The organism is Comamonas sp. (assembly GCF_009360615.1).
Classification (GTDB): Bacteria; Pseudomonadota; Gammaproteobacteria; order Burkholderiales; family Burkholderiaceae_C; genus Comamonas.
Map to the genome: position 1 here is coordinate 54,883 of NZ_SPEY01000025.1, position 18,146 is coordinate 73,028.

At 61.6% G+C, this 18,146-nt stretch carries 14 protein-coding genes; 6 read left to right on the top strand and 8 right to left on the bottom strand.

What is annotated here, in order from left to right; translation table 11 throughout:
* Nucleotides 1–113 precede the first annotated feature (113 nt).
* The 5 genes from E2583_RS09335 to E2583_RS09355 are packed head-to-tail and all read left to right on the top strand — an operon-like array spanning nt 114 to nt 6,582.
* Nucleotides 114–1,295: an EscU/YscU/HrcU family type III secretion system export apparatus switch protein gene (locus E2583_RS09335; RefSeq protein WP_291595141.1), complete on the top strand. Its 1,182-nt coding sequence runs from the start codon at nt 114–116 to the stop codon at nt 1,293–1,295.
* The gene (gene flhA / locus E2583_RS09340) at nt 1,295–3,397 is read left to right on the top strand and encodes a flagellar biosynthesis protein FlhA (protein ID WP_291595143.1); all 2,103 of its coding nucleotides are present in this window, start codon (nt 1,295–1,297) and stop codon (nt 3,395–3,397) included. The genes E2583_RS09335 and flhA overlap by 1 nt, the downstream gene beginning before the upstream one ends.
* Nucleotides 3,394–5,007, top strand: coding sequence for a flagellar biosynthesis protein FlhF (gene flhF / locus E2583_RS09345; protein WP_291595145.1), 1,614 nt, complete (start codon nt 3,394–3,396; stop codon nt 5,005–5,007). Before flhA ends, flhF begins: the two co-directional genes overlap by 4 nt.
* A complete protein-coding gene (locus tag E2583_RS09350) occupies nt 5,000–5,857 on the top strand; it encodes a hypothetical protein (RefSeq protein WP_291595146.1) in 858 nt (285 codons plus the stop codon). The genes flhF and E2583_RS09350 overlap by 8 nt, the downstream gene beginning before the upstream one ends.
* A gap of 5 nt (nt 5,858–5,862) precedes the next feature.
* Nucleotides 5,863–6,582 (top strand): RNA polymerase sigma factor FliA, encoded by a 720-nt coding sequence (locus E2583_RS09355; RefSeq protein WP_291595148.1) that lies wholly within the window; start codon nt 5,863–5,865, stop codon nt 6,580–6,582.
* A gap of 264 nt (nt 6,583–6,846) precedes the next feature.
* Here E2583_RS09355 and E2583_RS09360 read toward each other — a convergent pair whose 3' ends face one another.
* The 4 genes from E2583_RS09360 to E2583_RS09375 form a co-directional block, all read right to left on the bottom strand.
* Nucleotides 6,847–7,146, bottom strand: a complete 300-nt coding sequence (locus E2583_RS09360; RefSeq protein WP_291595149.1) for a flagellar protein FliT — start codon at nt 7,144–7,146, stop codon at nt 6,847–6,849.
* Between the two features lie 7 nt (nt 7,147–7,153).
* Nucleotides 7,154–7,552 (bottom strand): flagellar export chaperone FliS, encoded by a 399-nt coding sequence (gene fliS, locus E2583_RS09365; RefSeq protein WP_291595150.1) that lies wholly within the window; start codon nt 7,550–7,552, stop codon nt 7,154–7,156.
* A 59-nt stretch (nt 7,553–7,611) separates the two neighbouring features.
* Entirely contained in the window at nt 7,612–9,012 is a 1,401-nt protein-coding gene (gene fliD, locus E2583_RS09370) for a flagellar filament capping protein FliD (RefSeq protein WP_291595151.1), read from the bottom strand.
* Between the two features lie 157 nt (nt 9,013–9,169).
* Nucleotides 9,170–10,036, bottom strand: coding sequence for a flagellin domain-containing protein (locus E2583_RS09375; RefSeq protein WP_291595152.1), 867 nt, complete (start codon nt 10,034–10,036; stop codon nt 9,170–9,172).
* Between the two features lie 256 nt (nt 10,037–10,292).
* On the opposite strand from E2583_RS09375, the gene E2583_RS09380 reads away from it, so the two are divergent.
* Nucleotides 10,293–10,895, top strand: a complete 603-nt coding sequence (locus E2583_RS09380; RefSeq protein WP_291595153.1) for a methyltransferase domain-containing protein — start codon at nt 10,293–10,295, stop codon at nt 10,893–10,895.
* A 120-nt stretch (nt 10,896–11,015) separates the two neighbouring features.
* Here the strand turns inward: E2583_RS09380 and E2583_RS09385 are convergent, their stop codons facing one another.
* The 4 genes from E2583_RS09385 to E2583_RS09400 all read right to left on the bottom strand — a co-directional run bounded on the left by E2583_RS09385 (nt 11,016) and on the right by E2583_RS09400 (nt 18,041).
* Nucleotides 11,016–11,825, bottom strand: a complete 810-nt coding sequence (locus E2583_RS09385) for a flagellin (RefSeq protein ID WP_291595154.1) — start codon at nt 11,823–11,825, stop codon at nt 11,016–11,018.
* Nucleotides 11,826–12,038: 213 nt separating this feature from the next.
* The gene (locus E2583_RS09390) at nt 12,039–14,870 is read right to left on the bottom strand and encodes a tetratricopeptide repeat protein (protein ID WP_291595155.1); all 2,832 of its coding nucleotides are present in this window, start codon (nt 14,868–14,870) and stop codon (nt 12,039–12,041) included.
* An 85-nt stretch (nt 14,871–14,955) separates the two neighbouring features.
* Nucleotides 14,956–16,182 carry a hypothetical protein gene (locus E2583_RS09395; protein ID WP_291595156.1) on the bottom strand — a complete coding sequence of 409 codons (1,227 nt, stop codon included), beginning with the start codon at nt 16,180–16,182 and terminating at the stop codon, nt 14,956–14,958.
* Nucleotides 16,179–18,041 carry an FkbM family methyltransferase gene (locus tag E2583_RS09400; RefSeq protein WP_291595157.1) on the bottom strand — a complete coding sequence of 621 codons (1,863 nt, stop codon included), beginning with the start codon at nt 18,039–18,041 and terminating at the stop codon, nt 16,179–16,181. The genes E2583_RS09395 and E2583_RS09400 overlap by 4 nt, the downstream gene beginning before the upstream one ends.
* Nucleotides 18,042–18,146 lie beyond the last annotated feature (105 nt).

Consider the following 18,146-nt stretch of genomic DNA (forward strand, 5'->3'; position numbering starts at 1 on the left):
GATCGGTGTCCATAGGGCAGAGTCGTGCATAAGCAGGGCTTGGCTGCCGCTTATCCACGCATTGCCGGGGCGCCGGATTCGGACAATCGGGCTATCCAATCCGTCCGTGCGCCATGTCCGAATCCCAAGACAAAAACCTGCCCGCCACCGAACGCAAGCTGCAGAAGACGCGTGAAGAAGGTCAGGGTGCGCGTTCGCGCGATCTGTCGCATCTGGCCATCCTGGGGACGGGCGCCTTGCTGATGCTGATGGGCACCCAGCCCATGATCAACCATCTGAGAGAGGCCATGGCCCATCAGCTGGTGTTCAATGCGGCGGCGGCCAAGACTCCGGCGCTGATGCTGGAGCGCTTCCAGTCCATGCTGATGCTGGGTCTTGGAATATCCTTGATCTTTGCGCTGGTGACCACCTCGGCCTCGGTGCTGTCCGGCGTGGCGGCAGGTGGCTGGATCTTCAGCTTCAAGCCCATTCAACCGCGCTTTGGCAAGCTCAGCCCCTTGTCGGGTCTCAAAAACCTGTTCTCCAAGCAGCAACTGACCACGGTGGTCAAGATGGTGTTCATGACCGCCGTGCTGGGCTTTGTGGCCTGGAAGTACATGAGTGCCAATATTGCAGAGATTGCCTCGGTGTCGGCCCAGCCATCGCCCATGGCACTCGCCATGGTCGGCTCCTGGCTGACCACGGGCGTGACCCTGCTGCTGATCGTAGTGCTGCTGGTGGCCCTGATCGACGTGCCGCTGCAGGCCTTTCTCTTCAAGTCGCGCCTCAAGATGAGCCATGAGGAAGTGAAGCAGGAGCACAAGGAGTCCGAAGGCAATCCGCAGCTCAAGGGCAAGATCCGCCAGAAGCAGCGCGAGATCGCCGACCGGGCCAGCGTCTCGGCCGTGCCGAAAGCCGACTTCGTGGTCACCAACCCGACCCACTATGCCGTGGCGCTGCGTTATGACGACGCCACCATGGCCGCGCCCCAGGTGATCGCCAAAGGCACCGATCTGGTGGCGCTCAAGATTCGCGAAATCGCGGGCGCGCACCAGATCCCGGTGCTGGAGTCGCCCATGCTGGCACGCGCACTCTACGCGCATGCCGATCTCGACCAGGCCATCCCCGCCGCGCTCTACACCGCCGTGGCCCAGGTGCTGGCCTATGTCTATCGTCTCAAGGCTGCCTTGGGCGGACAGGGGCCCATGCCCGATGCCCTGGGCGAGCCCCCCGTGCCCGTGGAGCTGGATCCGCACCGTGGCCGAACCCAGCCTGCGGCGGTCGATGCTGCCGCGCAGCAAGAAGGTAATCTGTGATGTCGTCGAATCCTCTGCAACTGTTCCAGAAGTGGTCTGGCTCGAACGCCGGTGCCCTGCAAGGGATGACTGCTCCCATACTGGTGGTGGCCATTCTGGGGCTGATGGTGTTGCCCGTGCCGCCCTGGCTGCTGGACACCTTCTTCACCCTCAATATCGCCGTGGCGCTGATGGTGATGATGGTGGCGGCCTACATGATCAAGCCGCTGGATTTTGCGGCCTTCCCTTCGGTGCTGCTGCTGACCACACTGATGCGTCTGTCGCTCAACGTGGCGTCGACGCGTGTCGTGCTGATGGAAGGCCACACCGGCCCCGGCGCAGCAGGCGCAGTGATCGAGGCGTTTGGCCACTTCCTGATCGGCGGCAACTTTGCCGTGGGTCTGATCGTGTTCAGCATTCTGGTGGTCATCAACTTCGTGGTGATTACCAAGGGCGCAGAGCGTATTGCCGAAGTCTCGGCCCGCTTCACCCTGGACGCGATGCCCGGCAAGCAGATGGCCGTGGACGCCGACCTGAACGCCGGCCTGATCGACGAGAAGGAAGCCAAGCGACGCCGCGCCGAAGTGGGCGAGGAAGCCAATTTCTTCGGATCCATGGACGGTGCCAGCAAGTTTGTACGCGGTGACGCGATTGCCGGCATCCTGATCCTGGTGATCAACGTCATCGGCGGCCTGATCATCGGCATGGCCCAGCATGGCCTGTCAGCGGGTCAGGCGGCCGACAGCTATATCCTGCTGGCCGTGGGTGACGCGCTGGTGGCGCAGATTCCGGGCCTGCTGATCTCGGTGGCTTCTGCCATGGTGATCTCGCGGGTGGGCAAGGAATCCGACATGGGCCGCCAGATCGTGCAGCAGCTGTTCATGTCCCCCAAGGTGCTGGGCATCACGGCGGGCGTGATGATCCTGCTGGGCCTGATTCCCGGCATGCCGCATCTGGTGTTCATCGGCATGGGGATCCTGCTCGGCTGGGGCGCCTGGATGCTGGACAAGCGCGAAAAAGCCCGTCAGGCCGCTCAAAGCAGTGCTCCGGCAACCCAGCAGCAGGCCGCGCCAAATGACGGCGAAGCGAGCTGGGACGATCTCCAGCCCGTGGACCTGCTGGGCCTGGAGCTGGGCTATCGCCTGATTGCGTTGGTGGACAAGAGCCGCCAGGGCGACCTGTTGACGCGTATCAAGGGCGTGCGCCGCAAGTTTGCGCAGGAGGTGGGCTTTCTGCCGCCGGCCGTGCATGTGCGCGACAACCTGGAGCTCAAGCCCAGTGCCTATCGCATGACGCTGCGCGGGGTCATGGTGGGCGAGGGCGAAGCCTTTCCCGGCATGTTCCTGGCCATCAACCCTGGCGGCATCACCACGCCGCTGATCGGCACGGCCACGACCGATCCGGCCTTCGGTCTGCCTGCACACTGGATTGACGAGCGGCAGAAGGAAGCGGCACAAATGGCCGGTTTTACCGTCGTTGATTCGGAAACCGTGATGGCGACGCATTTGTCACACTTGATGCAAGTGCACGCTGCCAAGCTGCTGTCTCGTACCGAGACGCAGCAGCTCGTTGACCATGTGGCCAAGCTGGCCCCCAAACTCATCGAAGAAGTCATCCCGAAAATGGTGCCCATCACAACGTTCCAGAAAGTGCTCCAGCTGCTGCTGGAGGACTCTGTGCACATTCGTGATATCCGCACCATCATCGAGACGCTGGCCGAAAACGCCACGCAGACGGCCGATCCGGTGGAGCTGGCGCGTCGCGTGCGCATTGCGCTGTCGCCTGCCATCGTGCAGCAGATCTACGGTCCGACCCGCGAGCTCAATGTGATTGCCATCGAGCCCGGCCTGGAGCGTCTGCTGGTGCAGGCACTGTCGAACCCCAATGCGCCATCGCTGGACCCCGGCGTGGCTGAAATCCTCACACAAAAAGCGGTCGATGTGGCCAACCAACAGGAAGAGCTGGGTCTGCCCGCCTGCCTGCTGGTGCCGGACGTCATCCGCAACTCTCTTGCCAAGCTGCTGCGCCGTGTGGCGCCGCGTCTGCAGGTGCTCGCGCACAGCGAGATTCCCGAGACGCACACCATCCGCATCGGCCCGATTCTTAAAGGTGCAACCGCATGAATATCAAACGCTTTTACGCCCCGACCGCCCGCGAGGCCCTGGCCAAGGCGCGCATGGTTTTTGGCGACGGCACCCTGATTCTCTCCAACCGCCAGACGCCGGACGGAGTGGAAGTCATGGCCACGGCCGAAGAGACCCTGCAGGACATGGATGCCGGCATGCAGACCGGCTCGCCCCTGCAGAAGGCGCTGGAACGCCGGGCAAGTGACGAAGACAGGAGTCTGCGCAAGGAGCACTCGCCCCTGGCGCCTGCTGCTGCCAGACGCAGCCCAGGCGGTGACGCCATGAGTACCCTGGAGCATGTGCAGGCGCGCCAGACGGCCAGAGAAGAGCAGGCCCGCGAGATGCAGGTCCAGACCAAGCCCGTCAAGGCCATCAACGAACTGGCCCAGCACTCCGTGCAGGACGATGTGGAGCAGCTGTCCATGAGCACGCTGACTTTCCAGGACTATGTGCGCGAACGCATGCTGCGCCGCCGCCATGAGTCGTCGCTGGAGGGCAGCGAAGCACTGCCCACTTTTGCCCAGCGCGTGCAGGAGCGCAATAGCGAGCGCCCGGCCATGGCTGCCAAGTCCCAGATGGCTGCGGCGGGGGTGGTTCGCCACAATCCTCTGCGCCCCGAGAAGATTCAGCTCAAGGAAAGCGCCAGGCCCGCCAGTATGGCCGTGCCCCAGAACTTCATGCAGGAAATGCAGTCCATGAAGGACCTGATCGAGGAGCGCTTCAACACGCTGACCTGGCTGGGCCAGACGCGCCAGAACCCGATCCAGTCCAGCCTGATGCACAAGCTCATCCGCGCCGGATACTCGCCCGCATTGGCACGTGCACTGATCGAGAAGCTGCCCGAGACGCTCTCCGCCGGTGACGCCGTGCGCTGGCTGATGCAGGTGCTGGAGCGCAATCTGCGCACCGATGCCGCCCAGCCTGCGATCTACGAGCAAGGCGGTGTGTTTGCCCTGGTCGGTGCGACCGGTGTGGGCAAGACCACGACCACGGCCAAGCTGGCGGCGCTGTGCGCGGCCAAGCACGGTCCTGCATCCGTGGGCCTGATCACGCTGGATACCTATCGCATCGGTGGCCATGACCAGCTGCGCACCTATGCCCGCATGCTGGGCATGGTGGCCCATCAGGCCCATGACAAGGCTGCGCTGCAGGACCTGCTTGGCCTGCTGCAGAGCAAGAAGATGGTGCTGATCGACACCACCGGCGTGGCCCCGCGTGATCCGCGCAAGGACGAGATCATGGATGTGCTGGCGATTGACGGCGTGCAGCAGCTGCTGGCTGTCAACGCGGCCGCACAGGGCGATGCGCAGGACGACGTCATGCAGGCTTTCAAGGCGCGCGGGTCGCAACACGCCATCCTCACCAAGGTCGATGAAGCCGTGAAGGTCGGCCCCTCGGTGGATACGCTGATTCGCCACCAGATCCAGCTGCGCGGCGTGACCAACGGCCAGCGCGTGCCCGAAGACTTCGAGCGCGCCAATGCGCAGCTGCTGGTCTCGGCCTCCATGCGCTCGGCTGCCAAGTCGGCGTTTGATCCCCAGTCGCTGGATCTGGACTTTTTCTTCACCCCTTCGTCCGCCAGCGGCCCAGAGGCGGCCCATGCTTGAGAGCCGCTCTCCACTGCATCAGGGCATGGCTTTGCATGTGAGCGATGCCAGCACTGTCGGCTTGCGCGTGTTGGCCGTGCTGCACAGCGCATCGGGTGCGGCCGCCGAGCAGGCCGTGCTCTGGCCGCTGTGTGCCCAGCTGCAGCGCCTGGGCCAGAAGGTGCTGGTGCTCGACGGCAGCCAGGCCGAATCCTTTCACACGCCCGGTCTGGCCCAGTTGCTGGCGCAGCATGCCTGGCACGCCCAGGCAGGTCTGCGCTCCGGCGCCGGCGATGCCCAGTCGGTGGCCAGCCTGCCCGCGCGGCTGGGTCTCAAGCAGCTCAAGGCCTCGGCCGACGAGATGGGGCTGGACATGCTGACGGCCCTGCAAGCCTATGTGCGCGGCTATACCACCGTGATCATCTATGCCAGCAGCGAAAGCTTGACGCCGCTGCTGCAAGGCCAGGGCCTGCAGCCGCTGCTGGTCGTGCCGCCCGACACTGAACACCTGATCGAAAGCTACCGCCAGCTCAAGCATCTGGCCGTGTTTGCCGGCGTGGAGTGCACGATTGCCGCACTGGAAGCACCGGTCGTGGCAGACGGCCCGCAGAAATACGACTGGAGCCGCAAGCAGAGCCGTTCGCAGACAGCCCAGCAAAACGCTCAGACACGTCTGCAGCGCCTGAATGCACTGCTACAGTGTTCGCAGCGCCACCTGGGCGATGCCCCGGTGCTCATGCGACTGCGCTGGCGCCAGTCCAGCGATCTGCATCAGCTCACGCTGCACATGCTCAAGACGGCCTGCATCCTGCCGATGCATGCCCAGCCCATGGCCGCTGCCGCGCCTGAACCCCTTGTCTGGAGCCATTGACTGCCATGTACACCGCCAAAGGCCAACTCGACCGCGACGCGCTGATTCGTCAGCATGTGCCGCTTGTGCGTCGGATTGCCTTGCACATGATCGCCAAACTGCCGCCGAACGTCGAACTGGATGACTTGATCCAGGTCGGCATGATCGGTCTGGCCGAAGCGCTGTCGCGCTTCGAGAGCGAGCAAGGCGTGCAATTCGATACGTTCGCCAGCCAGCGCATCCGTGGCGCCATGCTGGACGAACTGCGCGAAGGCGACTGGATGAGCCGCAGCTCGCGCAAAAGCCAGAAGGAAATCGAGCAGGCGCTCAACCGCCTGGAGCAGCGGCTGGGCCGGCCTCCGCTGGAGTCGGAAATTGCATCCGAGCTGGGCATGGCCCTGGACGACTATCAGTCCCTGCTGGGCAAGGTGCGCGGCACGCAGCTGGTCTATCTCGAGGACATCGGCGGCGGCGACGGCGACGATGGCGACGACTACCTGGAGCGGCATGTGGCCGACTCGGGGTCCGATCCCTTTGCGTTGCTGCGCGACCAGCGCATGCGCGCGGCGCTGGTCGAGGCCATCAAGGCCCTGCCGGAGCGTGAGCAATATGTGATGGGCATGTACTACGAGCACGACATGAACCTCAAGGAGATCGCTGCTGTGCTCGGCGTGACCGAATCGCGGGTCTGCCAGCTGCACAGCCAGGCCATCGCCCGCCTGCGCACCAAGATGCGCTCGCATTGATCCCCCTGAAACGGTGCGCCAGGCGCGGGCCGTTCACCACCACAGAAGCCGCCGGGCGGGCAGATTCCATCTGCCCGCCCGGCGGCTTTGCCTTTTGCGCTGCGGCAGCGCGGCTGTCTTCTGGTGCATTCCCCTTGATCGCTCGCAGCGCTTTGAGGAATCGGGCTCAAGGCCCTTCAGACTTGACTCCTCAGCCGTTGTTGCTGCCAGCAAAAAGCCCTGTTGCATCGCTGCAGCAGGGCTTGGGGCTGGATGATCCGGCGATCAGTGCATCACATGCGGCTGGCCGTCGAACATATGTTCGAAGCTGGCCAGCCAGGGCTCTGCCAGTACGCGAATCTGGGCATCGTTGCGCAGGATGCGCTGCATGATGCGCGCCTTTTCCTGGCGCAGCTCGGGTGCCAGCTTCTCGTCACGCGAGCGAAAGCGCAGCTGCTCGATCAGCACGGCACAAGTGCCCTCATAGCGCGCAACACCGTCCCAGTCCTTGGCCTGGGCGGCCTGCAGCATCTTGGCGCTGCTTTCCTCAATGGCGCGGTAGAAGTCGATCAATGTGTGCTCCATTTTCTAGTTAGGCGGTTTGGCCCATTTCGCGCCAACCCTGTGCGACGGGGGCAATCACATTCTGTGCAGCCTCGAGCAGGGACACATCATTGCGCAGGTTGGCCAGTGTGATCTGGGTGATGCTGTAGTCATAGAGGGAGGCCAGGTTCTGGGCAATTTCACCTCCCTGTTCCTGATTCAGCGCTGCTTTGAGCCCTTCTTCAAGAATGCGGACGGCCTTGCCAATCTGACGGCCTTTCTCATCCACATCGCCGCGTTGCATGGCGCCCTTTGCCGCGTTCAGAGAAGCTTCAAGAGCATCGAAAAGCAACTGGATCAAGGTGTGCGGCGAAGCGCCGTCCACCACGGATTGCACCCCCATCTGCTTGTAGACGTTGGCCGCATTGCGATTGAGCGATGTGTACATATTTTTTTCCAAGTGTCTGGCTTTTGTATCGACACTTCAGCTGCAAACTAAAGGCCGAATCAGCCCCTGTTCCACTGCGAGATTTGCTGCGACATATAGGCACTGAGCCCCGAATACGAGCCCATCTTCTTGTCCAGCGCTGCGTACTGCGCACGCATGCGCTGCTCGAAGAGCTGGGCCTGGTCGTTCACTCGATCCTGGGCCTTTTCGTTGTCCTTCTTGAGCTGCGTCAGGCTCTTGGTCTTGGTGTCGAACAGGCCGGTGTCGAACGTCAGCATCTTGTCTGCAAATTCGTACATGCGCACGGCCAGGCCCTGGGTTTGCGGTTTGCCTGCCTCCCCTTCCGCCGAGAACATCTGAGCCAGCTTGGCAGGATCCTGCAGAACAGACTCCAGCTTGGCCTTGTCGCTTGTAGAGGTGCCAAACTGAAGCTTGCCACCCTTGGCCAGTTGAATGCCCAGATCCGACAGATTGATCCCCCCAAGGCTCCCAGACAACACTCCCCGCAGGCCCGAGAGCAGGCCGACGATGGTTGAATCGCCTTGCATGGCTCCGGCGGTCTTGCTTTCGGAGTCGTACTTGGTCAGCTCACTCAGCTTGTCGTTGAGTGCGTTGTACGCATCCATGAACGTCTGCAGGTTCTTCTTCATGCCCTCGGTATCGGACACCACCGACACCACTGCTGGTGCGCCGGCCTGCGTGACTTGGCTCGCCGTGAAGCTCAAGCCTGGCAGAACCTTCTTGAATTCATTGGTGGCCGATTCCACGGCAATGCCGTTGACCGTAGCCTTGGCATTTTGTGCCGGCTGAAGCACGGCGGAGGGGGAGGCTCCCGTCGTGCCGAGGGCATCCGTGATCACGCTATCGCCGGAGACGGTGAAGGCGTTGGTGGCCCCCGAGTCTTTGGAGCGCATCACCAGACGCTGGCCGTTCGCATCCTGCAGCACTGAAGCCGTGACGCCACTGGCAGCCGATTTCTGATTGATGGCTGCCGCCACTTGGTCCAATGTCATATTGGCCGTGATGGCGATCGGCCCGGTCGTCTTGGACGGATCCGACGAATTCGTGATCGTAAGATTTCCCGCCGCACCGAAAACAGCCGAAGTGGCTCCATTCGCAACGGCAAAGTTTGCGCTGGCCAGCGACTGCGCACGCGCCAGCTGCTGCACCGAGATTTCCGATGCACCAGGCGCAGCCGCGCCGGTCACCTTGATCGCAACCGCCGTATTCGACGAGGACGCCGTGGTCAGCTGCCAGGCACTGCTGTCGCTGAGTTTCTTGGCGGAATCCTTCAGGGTGGACATCAATGACTTGAGTGTGCCCACTGTCGATATCTTGGTATCGATGGAGGATGCCTTGGTCTGCAACTGCGTCAATGGCTGCTTTTGCAGTGCGACCATTTGCGAAATCATCGACTCGACATCCAAGCCGCTGCCTATGCCTGCTGCCGTCAATCCCATGGCGTATCCCTTTCAATTATCAGCCCCGGCAAAGCTACCCTGGACCAGTCATGCAAACCGTCTGCACCTTCCTCGATCGTGCACTGAAAGCCCTGTCAACGTCTTGTCGGCATGCCATTGCCGAACTTGAGGGCAGAGCCATCCGCCACTTCACTTTTTACTGAATCAGCTTCAGCACCGACTGGGGCATCTGATTGGCCTGGGCCACCATTGCCGTGCCGGCCTGTTGCAGAATCTGCGTGCGGCTCAGGTTGGCGGTTTCTGCGGCAAAGTCCGCATCCATGATGCGCGAGCGTGAAGCCGATGCGTTCTCGGCGGCCACCTGCAAATTGGAAACCACCGCCTCGAAGCGGTTTTGTGCAGCACCCAGCGTGGCACGATTGTCATTCACCAGGTCCAGTGCCTTGTCGATGGAATCCATGGAGGCGCGGGCGGCCGTCGCATCCGTGGAGCCGGAAGACAAAGATCCCAGTGCACCGTTCAGCGAAGCCGGGCTACCTGCGGTCACATCGAGGGCCGATGCAGCGCTCAGATCCACAGACGTCAGCGTGATCTGGTTGTCAGACCCCGTGTTCGCGCCGACCTGGAATACCGTGGCAGCCGTATTGTTGAGCAGCTGACGGCCGTTGAATTTCGTGCTTGTGACCACGCGGGCGATTTCCTGGGCCAGCTGCTGATACTCCTTGTCCAGAGAACCGCGGTCTGCCGAGTTGTTGGTATCGTTGGCGGCCTGAACGGCCAGCTCGCGCATACGCTGCAGATTGTCGCCAATCTTGCTCAGCGCGCCTTCGGCCGTCTGTGCCATGGAAATTCCGTCGTTGGCATTGCGCATGGCCACATTCATGCCGCGGACCTGCGCATTCATGCGCTCGGCAATGGCCAAGCCCGCCGCATCGTCCTTGGCACTGTTCACGCGCAGGCCGGAGGACAGGCGTTGCATGGTCGTCGCCAGCGATCCCTGGGATGTATTGAGATTGCGTTGAGCGTTCAGCGAAATGAGATTGGTGTTGATGGTGGATGCCATGGGCAGCTCCTCGTTAGACACGAACAATGGCTAGCCGCTCCGCAGCCCTCACCCTTGAAGACTATGGAACGTCAGACAGCGCGCCGGAACATTGCCCAGCCTTACCTATCTGATGCCATGCATTGTGCTGATGATGCGTCACGCCTAAACAGCGATAAACGCCGGCTTCCCCCGCCAATTTCCATCGTTCATCTGCACGCGCATGGTTAGGCTTGGCTGTCTTTCACCCATAGCCGCTGCCCAGCGCACTTCTCTCATGACTCAGACCTTTTTGCATGTAGGCTGCGGCCCGCAGCGCAAGAGCACCACGACACCCGGCTTCAACACCGAGGCCTGGCAAGAGCTGCGACTCGACATTGATGAGCGGGTGCAGCCTGACCTGATCGGCACCATGACCGACATGTCTGCCGTAGCCGATGCGTCGGTGGATGCCATCTACTCCAGCCACAATATCGAGCATCTCTATCCTCATGAGGTACCTCTGGCGCTGGCCGAATTCCGGCGCGTGCTCAAGCCCGACGGTTTTGCCATCATCACTTGTCCGGACCTGCAATCGGTCTGCGCGCTCGTGGCCAAGGGTCAGCTGACCGAGCCGGCCTATGTGGCTCCTGCAGGCCCCATTAGCCCGCTGGACATTCTGTACGGCTGGCGCGCGGCGATGGAGCAAGGCAATCTCTACATGGCCCACCGGTGCGGCTTCACCTGGCAGTCGATGAACGACGCCCTGCGCGCCGCAGGCTTCCCCATCGTTGCGTCCATAGCCCGTCCCGAAGTGCTGGACATCTGGGCCATTGCCAGCAACAGCAGCCGCAGCGAGGCGGAAATCCACCAGCTGGCCGCCCAGTACTTCCGCCTGTAGCGGGAGCAGTCCGACATCGGGCGCCCGAACGCAAAAAAGGCCATGTGCCCAGCACATTGCCTTTTTTTTGAATGCCAGCCGAGTTCGGCTGACACAAGGTTCGGAATCGCTGTTGCGCGATCAGCGCAGCAGAGACAGAACGCCCTGGGGAAGCTGGTTGGCCTGGGCCACCATGGCGGTGCCTGCCTGCTGCAGGATCTGCGAGCGGCTCAGGTTGGCGGTTTCGCTGGCGAAGTCGGCATCCATGATGCGCGAACGAGCGGCTGCGGTGTTCTCGGAGTTGATCTGCAGACCGCTGACCACGGCTTCAAAACGGTTCTGGGTGGCACCCAGGTCGGCACGCAGGGCCGAGACGGCATCGATATCCTTGTCCAGGTTGTCCATTGCCGTCAGTGCGGAAGCCTGATCCGTCATGGCGCCCGAGGTGGCGTTCATGGTCACACCCAGCGAAGCCACGGTGATCTGGTTGTCGGTGGCGGTATTGGCACCCACCTGGAACTTCAGGTCAGCGCCGTTGAAGACGCTCTTGCCGTTGAACTTGGTGGCGGTCAGCAGACGGCTATTTTCCTCGGCCAGCTTGTTGTATTCCTTGGCCACGGAGCCCACGTCGGCAGTGCCATTGGTGCCGTTGGCGGCCTGGACAGCCAGTTCACGCATGCGCTGCAGGTTGTCGCCCATCTTGCCCAGAGCGCCTTCAGCCGTCTGAGCGAAGGAGATGCCGTCGTTGGCATTGCGCACGGCCACGTTCATGCCGCGAACCTGGGATTGCATGCGCTCGGCGATGGCCAAGCCAGCAGCATCATCCTTGGCGCTGTTCACGCGCAGGCCGGAAGACAGGCGCTGCATGGTGGTGCCCAGTTGGCTTTGCGAAGCGGTCAGGTTGCGCTGAGCGTTGAGCGATTGCAGGTTGGTGTTGATGGACATGGCCATGGTGGAACTCCTCAATGAAATCTGTTTGAACCCAAGGTCGCCGCCACATCCTTCCGCAACTTGCGGAGCGGGCGGCGTCGGCCCAGTCAACCTGCCAGTACCCAGTAATCAATGGGTTTCTGGAGGGGCGTTGGATGCTTTCATCCATCTGCTGAGAGTGTTTTCGGCGCCCCGATTCCGGACTTGAGAAGTTTTTTGATCTTTTTTGCCACCCTATGCTGCAGCCCCGAGGAGTGCCTGCATCCGGGTTTCAGGTGCTTCCAGCCCCAGATCCTCGTAACTGACACACAGATCGGCTGCTGCCTCTCCTTTGCACCAACGCGACCAGGCCTTGCGCAGCCCCATGGCCAGCGCCTGCGATACCACGCCTGCCTGGCTGCTCTCCTGAGCTTGCAGGGCACCGCGAAGCGCCTGACGGATATCGGCCAACTGCTCCAGGTGGCCGTTCCAGTAACGGGCCAGGTTCAGTAGCTCCTGCAAATCGCGCGCAGCGAAGTCGCCCGCCAGACCCACCCGCGCCAGCACTTCGGCGGACTGACGCCCACCCAGCAGATCGCCCACCAGCGTCAGCGTGGGTACACCCATCCAGAGCGCATGGTTGGTGACCACTCCCCCCGTGAACGGGAACGTATCCAGGCAGATATCGATATCGCCATGAGCCTTCAGGTAGTCGGCAAAACCGGAGCGAGCCACAAAACTCACGCGCTCGGCGGCGATGCCTTCCTGCTGCAGCCACTGGATCAGATGTGCCGGAGGCCCTGATGGCTCGCAGGCGCCGATGACCAGGCGCGCATCGGGGATGCTGCGCAACACCTGCGCCCAGACGGCCACGACTTCGCGGTTGACCTTGACCAGTCGATTGAAGGAACCAAAGGTGAGATGTCCTTTGCGCAGTGCGGGCAGTGGCGCCACGGGCTCGGCATGGATGCCGCCTTCGAACACATAGGCCAGCGGCAGGCGCAACATGTGCTCTGTGAGCTGCTGGCGCACGGCATGGCCGTCCAGCAGCAGGTCGCTCAGTACCATGTAATCCATGGTCTGAAGGCCCGTGCTTCCAGGGTTGCCGATCCAGGTCAGCTGCAGCGGCGCCGGCCGGCACGCAAAAACATCCAGTCTCTGGCCCGCTGTGTGGCCGCTGAGGTCGATGAGGATGTCGATGCCGTCCTCCCTCACCAGGTGCGTCATGGCTTCGGTGGACATTTCCCGCACGCCGCGCCATTGCTGGAACAGCGCCATGAACTCGTTGGTCACGGCGTCATGTACCTCGTTGTTGCAGTAGGCAATGCACTCCATATCCCGGCGACCGGCCAGATCTCGCATGACGGGCATGAAGAACTTGGCCGCCGCGTGGTGGCGCAAATCTGCCGAGACAAAACCAACGCGCAACACCTTGTCCGGGTCTTTGGCATTGGCATGTCCGATGTCCTCGGCTGCGCCGTGCAGGGACTGCATCAGTCGGCCATAGGCCCGGCATGCCTCGCCGATCTGTGCAGGGGAGACTCCGGGCTGATGGGCCATGGTCAGCAGGCGTCCGCTATGGCCTACCGCACTGTGTGGATATTTCGCCAGCAAGGCGTCATACTGGGCCATGCCACGCTGCACATCGCCGCGGCGACTCCAGTAAATGGCCTGGGCCTGCATCAGATCGTGCTCGTCGGGCCAGTACCGAAGCGCTTCCCGCAAGGCCGCATCCATGGCTTCCAGATCGTTTCTTTCCATGGCCATCCAGCAGCGCAGACGATGCACATGCACAGCTGTCTCGTCTTCTGCCTGGATTTCATCCAGGGTCTGTTCGCAGGCGCTCCAATCCCCTTGTTTGAAGTACACATCCGCCAGCACCGAGCGGATGTTCAGGCGCATCTCGGCGGACAGGTCTTCCTGGGCCAGAATCTGGCGCAGGCACGTGGCGCGCTCCGCCATCCGGCTCGAATCCTTGTTCAGTGCTTCGTGCAGCCCGATCAGCGCGGGTCTCCAGCCGGGCTGGACCTGTAAGGCCATGCGGTATGCCATCTCGGCCTGAAGGTGCCAGCCCAGCGTGCGCAGCACATCGCCACCGGTACGATAAAGTCGGGCACTGCGGTTTGGCTGCTGCATCAGCAGGGCCAGCAACTGTGCGCAGACCCAGGAGCGGCCGTCCGCATGCAGGGCTTCGATCAGCCGCACCTGGGCCTGTGTCTGAGAATCCTCATCTTCAGCCCTCAGCAAGGCATGCACATACCAGGGATAGGCTTCCGCTCCCTTTCCCTGTGCAAACAAGGCATCGCCCAGCAGCCAGTAGATCTTGGTCGATTGGGGCTGTAAGACCAATGCCTTGCGAAAAGATGACTCGGCATGTTCCGGCTGACGGCCCTCCAGCAACAATTCTCCCTGAAGCAACAGCAGGCCCGCGTCTTCGGGCAAGCGCCTCACGGCCTGGGCTGCGGCCTGAAGGGCAGCGGCCGGCCGGCCCCGTTCCTGCTCGAGATTGATGCGGGCATGCCACAGCAGAGCGCTGCGCGGGTACTGTCGCATCAGCGCAGTCAGTTTTTCATCGGCCTGGCTGAAATTGCGCTGTTGCAGCAGCTGGGCGAGTGCCTGCGACGGACCCGGCGGCAATGAGGGCTGTGCCGCCGCAGCGACCCTGACCTTCGGTGCAGGAGCGGACAGCAAGGCCGCCTGCTCTTCCAGAAAGGCGGCTGCTTCCTCTCCGCGAGACAGTGCCAGGTCTTTTTCCAGTTGTACCAGCGCGATTTCCTGCATGCCTTGCTCGCGGGCCATGCCGATCAGCGAAGACGCCATATCCAGCAGTCCTTCGCGGATCAGCATATTGATATAGGTACGCCAGTAAACAAAGGCTCTGGGGTTGGCGTCGATGGCGGCTTCGAGGTAGGGCAAGGCTTCGGCGCTGCGCAGCATGTGCTGCCCCAGCAACAGGCCCATGCCATAGAGAGCTTGAACATGGCCCGGCTCCTGCGCCAAGACCTGTGCATAGGCCTGTCTCGCGGCTTCGTATTTCCATTGTTCGTGCAATTGCAGAGCTTGCTGCAGGAGGGTGGTGTCAGTCATCGATGTGGCGGATTGCGGGCAAATAGCGTGCATGGTGCCCTGAGCTGCCCGGCTCCAAAGCCCGGATCAGCAATGGAAAGCTCCCTCAGCTCAGGCGCTGCCGCAACTGCGCCAGCTCGGCATCCCAAGAGTCTTGCTGTGTCTGGAACAGCAGCTCAACATGTGGATACCAGCCACAGCTTCTCTCGCACACCTGCCAGCGCCAATTCGGTAGATGAGGTACCAGTGCATAAGTCGGAGCACCCATGGCTCCGGCCAGATGCAAGGCGGTGTTGTCGATGCTCACTACTGCATCGCAACGAGAGATGACCCAGGCCATTCCTTCCACATCGGCAAAGCAGTCCGCCGTGCTGACGAGCTCAAACCCGGCCTGCCGCGCCCGCTCCAGATCCTGTGGGGGGGGCAGATATTGCAGATTGACCAAGGCATGCCGCGCCGGATCGAACGCCGACAGCAGCTCCTGCATGGCGACGGAGCGCCGGGCACCGAAGTCCTCGTTCATGCTCAACCAGCTGATGCCCACATATTGCTTGCCGGGCTGCCTCAGCCAACCCCACTCCGGCCGTACCGCCGGCACAGGATGCAGTACAGGCTCCATCAATGGCGGCGTATTGATCCGGTCTGACCAGAGTGTGAAGAGGCCCCCCAAGGGCAGATGGGCATCGAAGCAGGACAGTTGCCGCGGCTGCCCGCGTGGCAAAAAGCGCAGCCAGGGGAAATTTTCCGCATACAGCCCCAGCAGACGCCGGTCGCACTCCACCGTGAACTCGCCGGGCAGGTCTCTCAGGAAGACGAAGAAACGCGAGAACATGATTTCATCGCCCAAACCCTGCTCTGCCCAGATCAATACCTTGCGGGATGCCTCCGAAGGCTCCCAGAGAGCGAGGTGATGGAATTCCTGCAACTCCCCGTCACAGAATCGATGCGCGTAGTTTTGCGCACCGTCCGCCAAGTAGCCTGCCGAGAGCTGGGAAAGCGACAAATGGAAGATGCTTTTGGCGGAAGGTTCCAGTTCTATGGACTTCAGATAGCAGCCCACACTGCCCTGAAAATCCATTTTTTCATACAGAATCCGACCCATGTGGAACCAGCTGCCTGCATGATCCGGTTTCAACTGGAGCGCCGACTCCAGAATGACGCTGGCCATGTCGAGCTGCTGCGACTTGGCGCAGTACAAAGCCAGCGCATGGTACAGCGGAAGATGCTCCGGATACTGGCTGATGGCGGCAAGATGCTCTTCCACCACGTTTTCAAAATATCCATTCTCAGCGAGCCGGAACAGTTTCTGCAGGATTTCTGGTGGAGGGGTCATCGGGCAAACACCAGAAAGCTGCTTTCATTGCTCAGCTGATCATCCATGCCGAATGCGGATTTATGCGGTGTCTTGAGATATTTCACTAGCCGTAATCCGTTCATGTTGGCCTGCTGAATATAGGCTTCAGAATCCCGGTAAACATGGCCGTCCTCGAATGTCCGGCTCCAGCGGGAATCCATGATGCCCTGCAGCCACACCTGTGAGGCAGGCATTTCCGCCCACAGCTGCTGCAGAGTGTCGCTCTCCAGTGTCTGAAGCACCTCGGCCAGAAGCAGGCAATCGCCGGCATCTGCATCCAGGCATCGCAAGATATCCCGCAAACGGCGCCCTTGTTGCAGCACCCGGCCTGAAGCCGTATCCACCATGCGCCAGCCCGCCCGGATGTCGCCCTGCAACTCCAGAACCTTCCGGCCCTGTGCCTGCGCTTGAATGAAGTCTGTCAACGACCATCCGCACGCTGCCTGCTGCGGTGCCAAGGTCGTCTTGGGTTGCCACTGTCGGGTTGCCACTGTTCCGTTGCGATAGAAGTCCGGTCGCTCGACAATCGGGCATAGCAAGTAATTGCTTGCATGCACCAGCTCGAAGCTGCGGTGCACCCGGTAGCCACTGTCTGCCATCCAGGAGAAGAAGCGCCCCTTGTTGACGTTGCTGACTTCGATGAGGATGAGGGGGCGATGCTGAAGGATCAGCTGTCGCCCGCCCTCCAGGACTTCCAGCTCCATGCCCTCCACGTCGATCTTCAGCAAATCGACGGGCGCGCCGGGAACCTGGTTGTCCAGCGTGTCAATGCGGATGGCCCCTTGCTCTGCCAGGCTCAGGCGGCTTGCCCCCTGATTGGCAATATCGTAATTTTCCAGCGCCGCGGCACATGGCCTGTCGCCCATGCCCAGTTCATGCACCTGATAGCGTGATGGCTCAATGCCGTTGATTTCGAAATTCCTGTGCAGCTGAATCGCGTTGGACTTCACTGGCTCGAAACAGTCGACTCTGGCGGCATCGGCGATGCAGCTCCAGAATATGGCGTGGTTTCCGATATTGCTGCCCACATCCATAATGCGCGGCTTCTGTGGCAGCACGTAAAGGGTTTCAATCAGCTCCCTGGTTTCAAAGAATGTTTCGTTGGCCAGATAGTTCTGAATATGGTCCAGGGTGTTGCTCAGCTGGAACTTCGCGTGTCTCCCGGCAAAATCAATGTCCACGATTACGTCATTCTGCTTGCAGAACTGTGCAAACACATCGTGCACCATCCAGCGCCAATCTTGCCCGGATGCCGAGCGTGGCCCCGTTGAATGCTGGCCCCTGATATTGAAGAAGAGGGGCTGATCCAGCTTGAGGCAGGTATATTGGCGCCACAGCTGAAGATAGTATTTGAAATCTTCGCCACAATCCATGTTCTCGTCGAAGGGATTGTCCAACGCGATCCGAGCTTTGACGAAATGCCCCATCTGCAGGGTAAGAAACGGATCGTTTCGCAGTATGTCCTCAATGCGGTGAATCGGCATTACCTGGTTCGGCCGGCAGTGGCGTCCATGTCCATCGGGGCTGCATTCATGAATGGCTCCCCAGATAGCTTCATGATGTTCAAGATAGTCTGCAACCTGCTCGAAAGCCCGCTCGTCCAGCAGATCGTCTGCATCCAGAAAGAAAATCCAGTCCGCGCCCTCGGCCACGGCCTGCCGCACCGCCAGGTTTCTGGCCCTCGATCGGCCTTGCCCGGCGTTGTCGTCCCAGCACAGGACCTCGACCGCTGAAAACGCGCCCATGCCTTTTGACATGGCCTGATACACGGAAGCGCAGGCTCTTTCCGCCAAGATGGCATGACCCGGTCCAACGGGGATCACGACGCAGCATTTCATAATGGGTTCCTGGTTCGAGGCAGTCCGAAGCCGCAGCGGGAACGCATGCGCATGCCGGACGGCATTCATCTTTGCCACTGTGCCTCAATCAGCGCCCTACAAAGT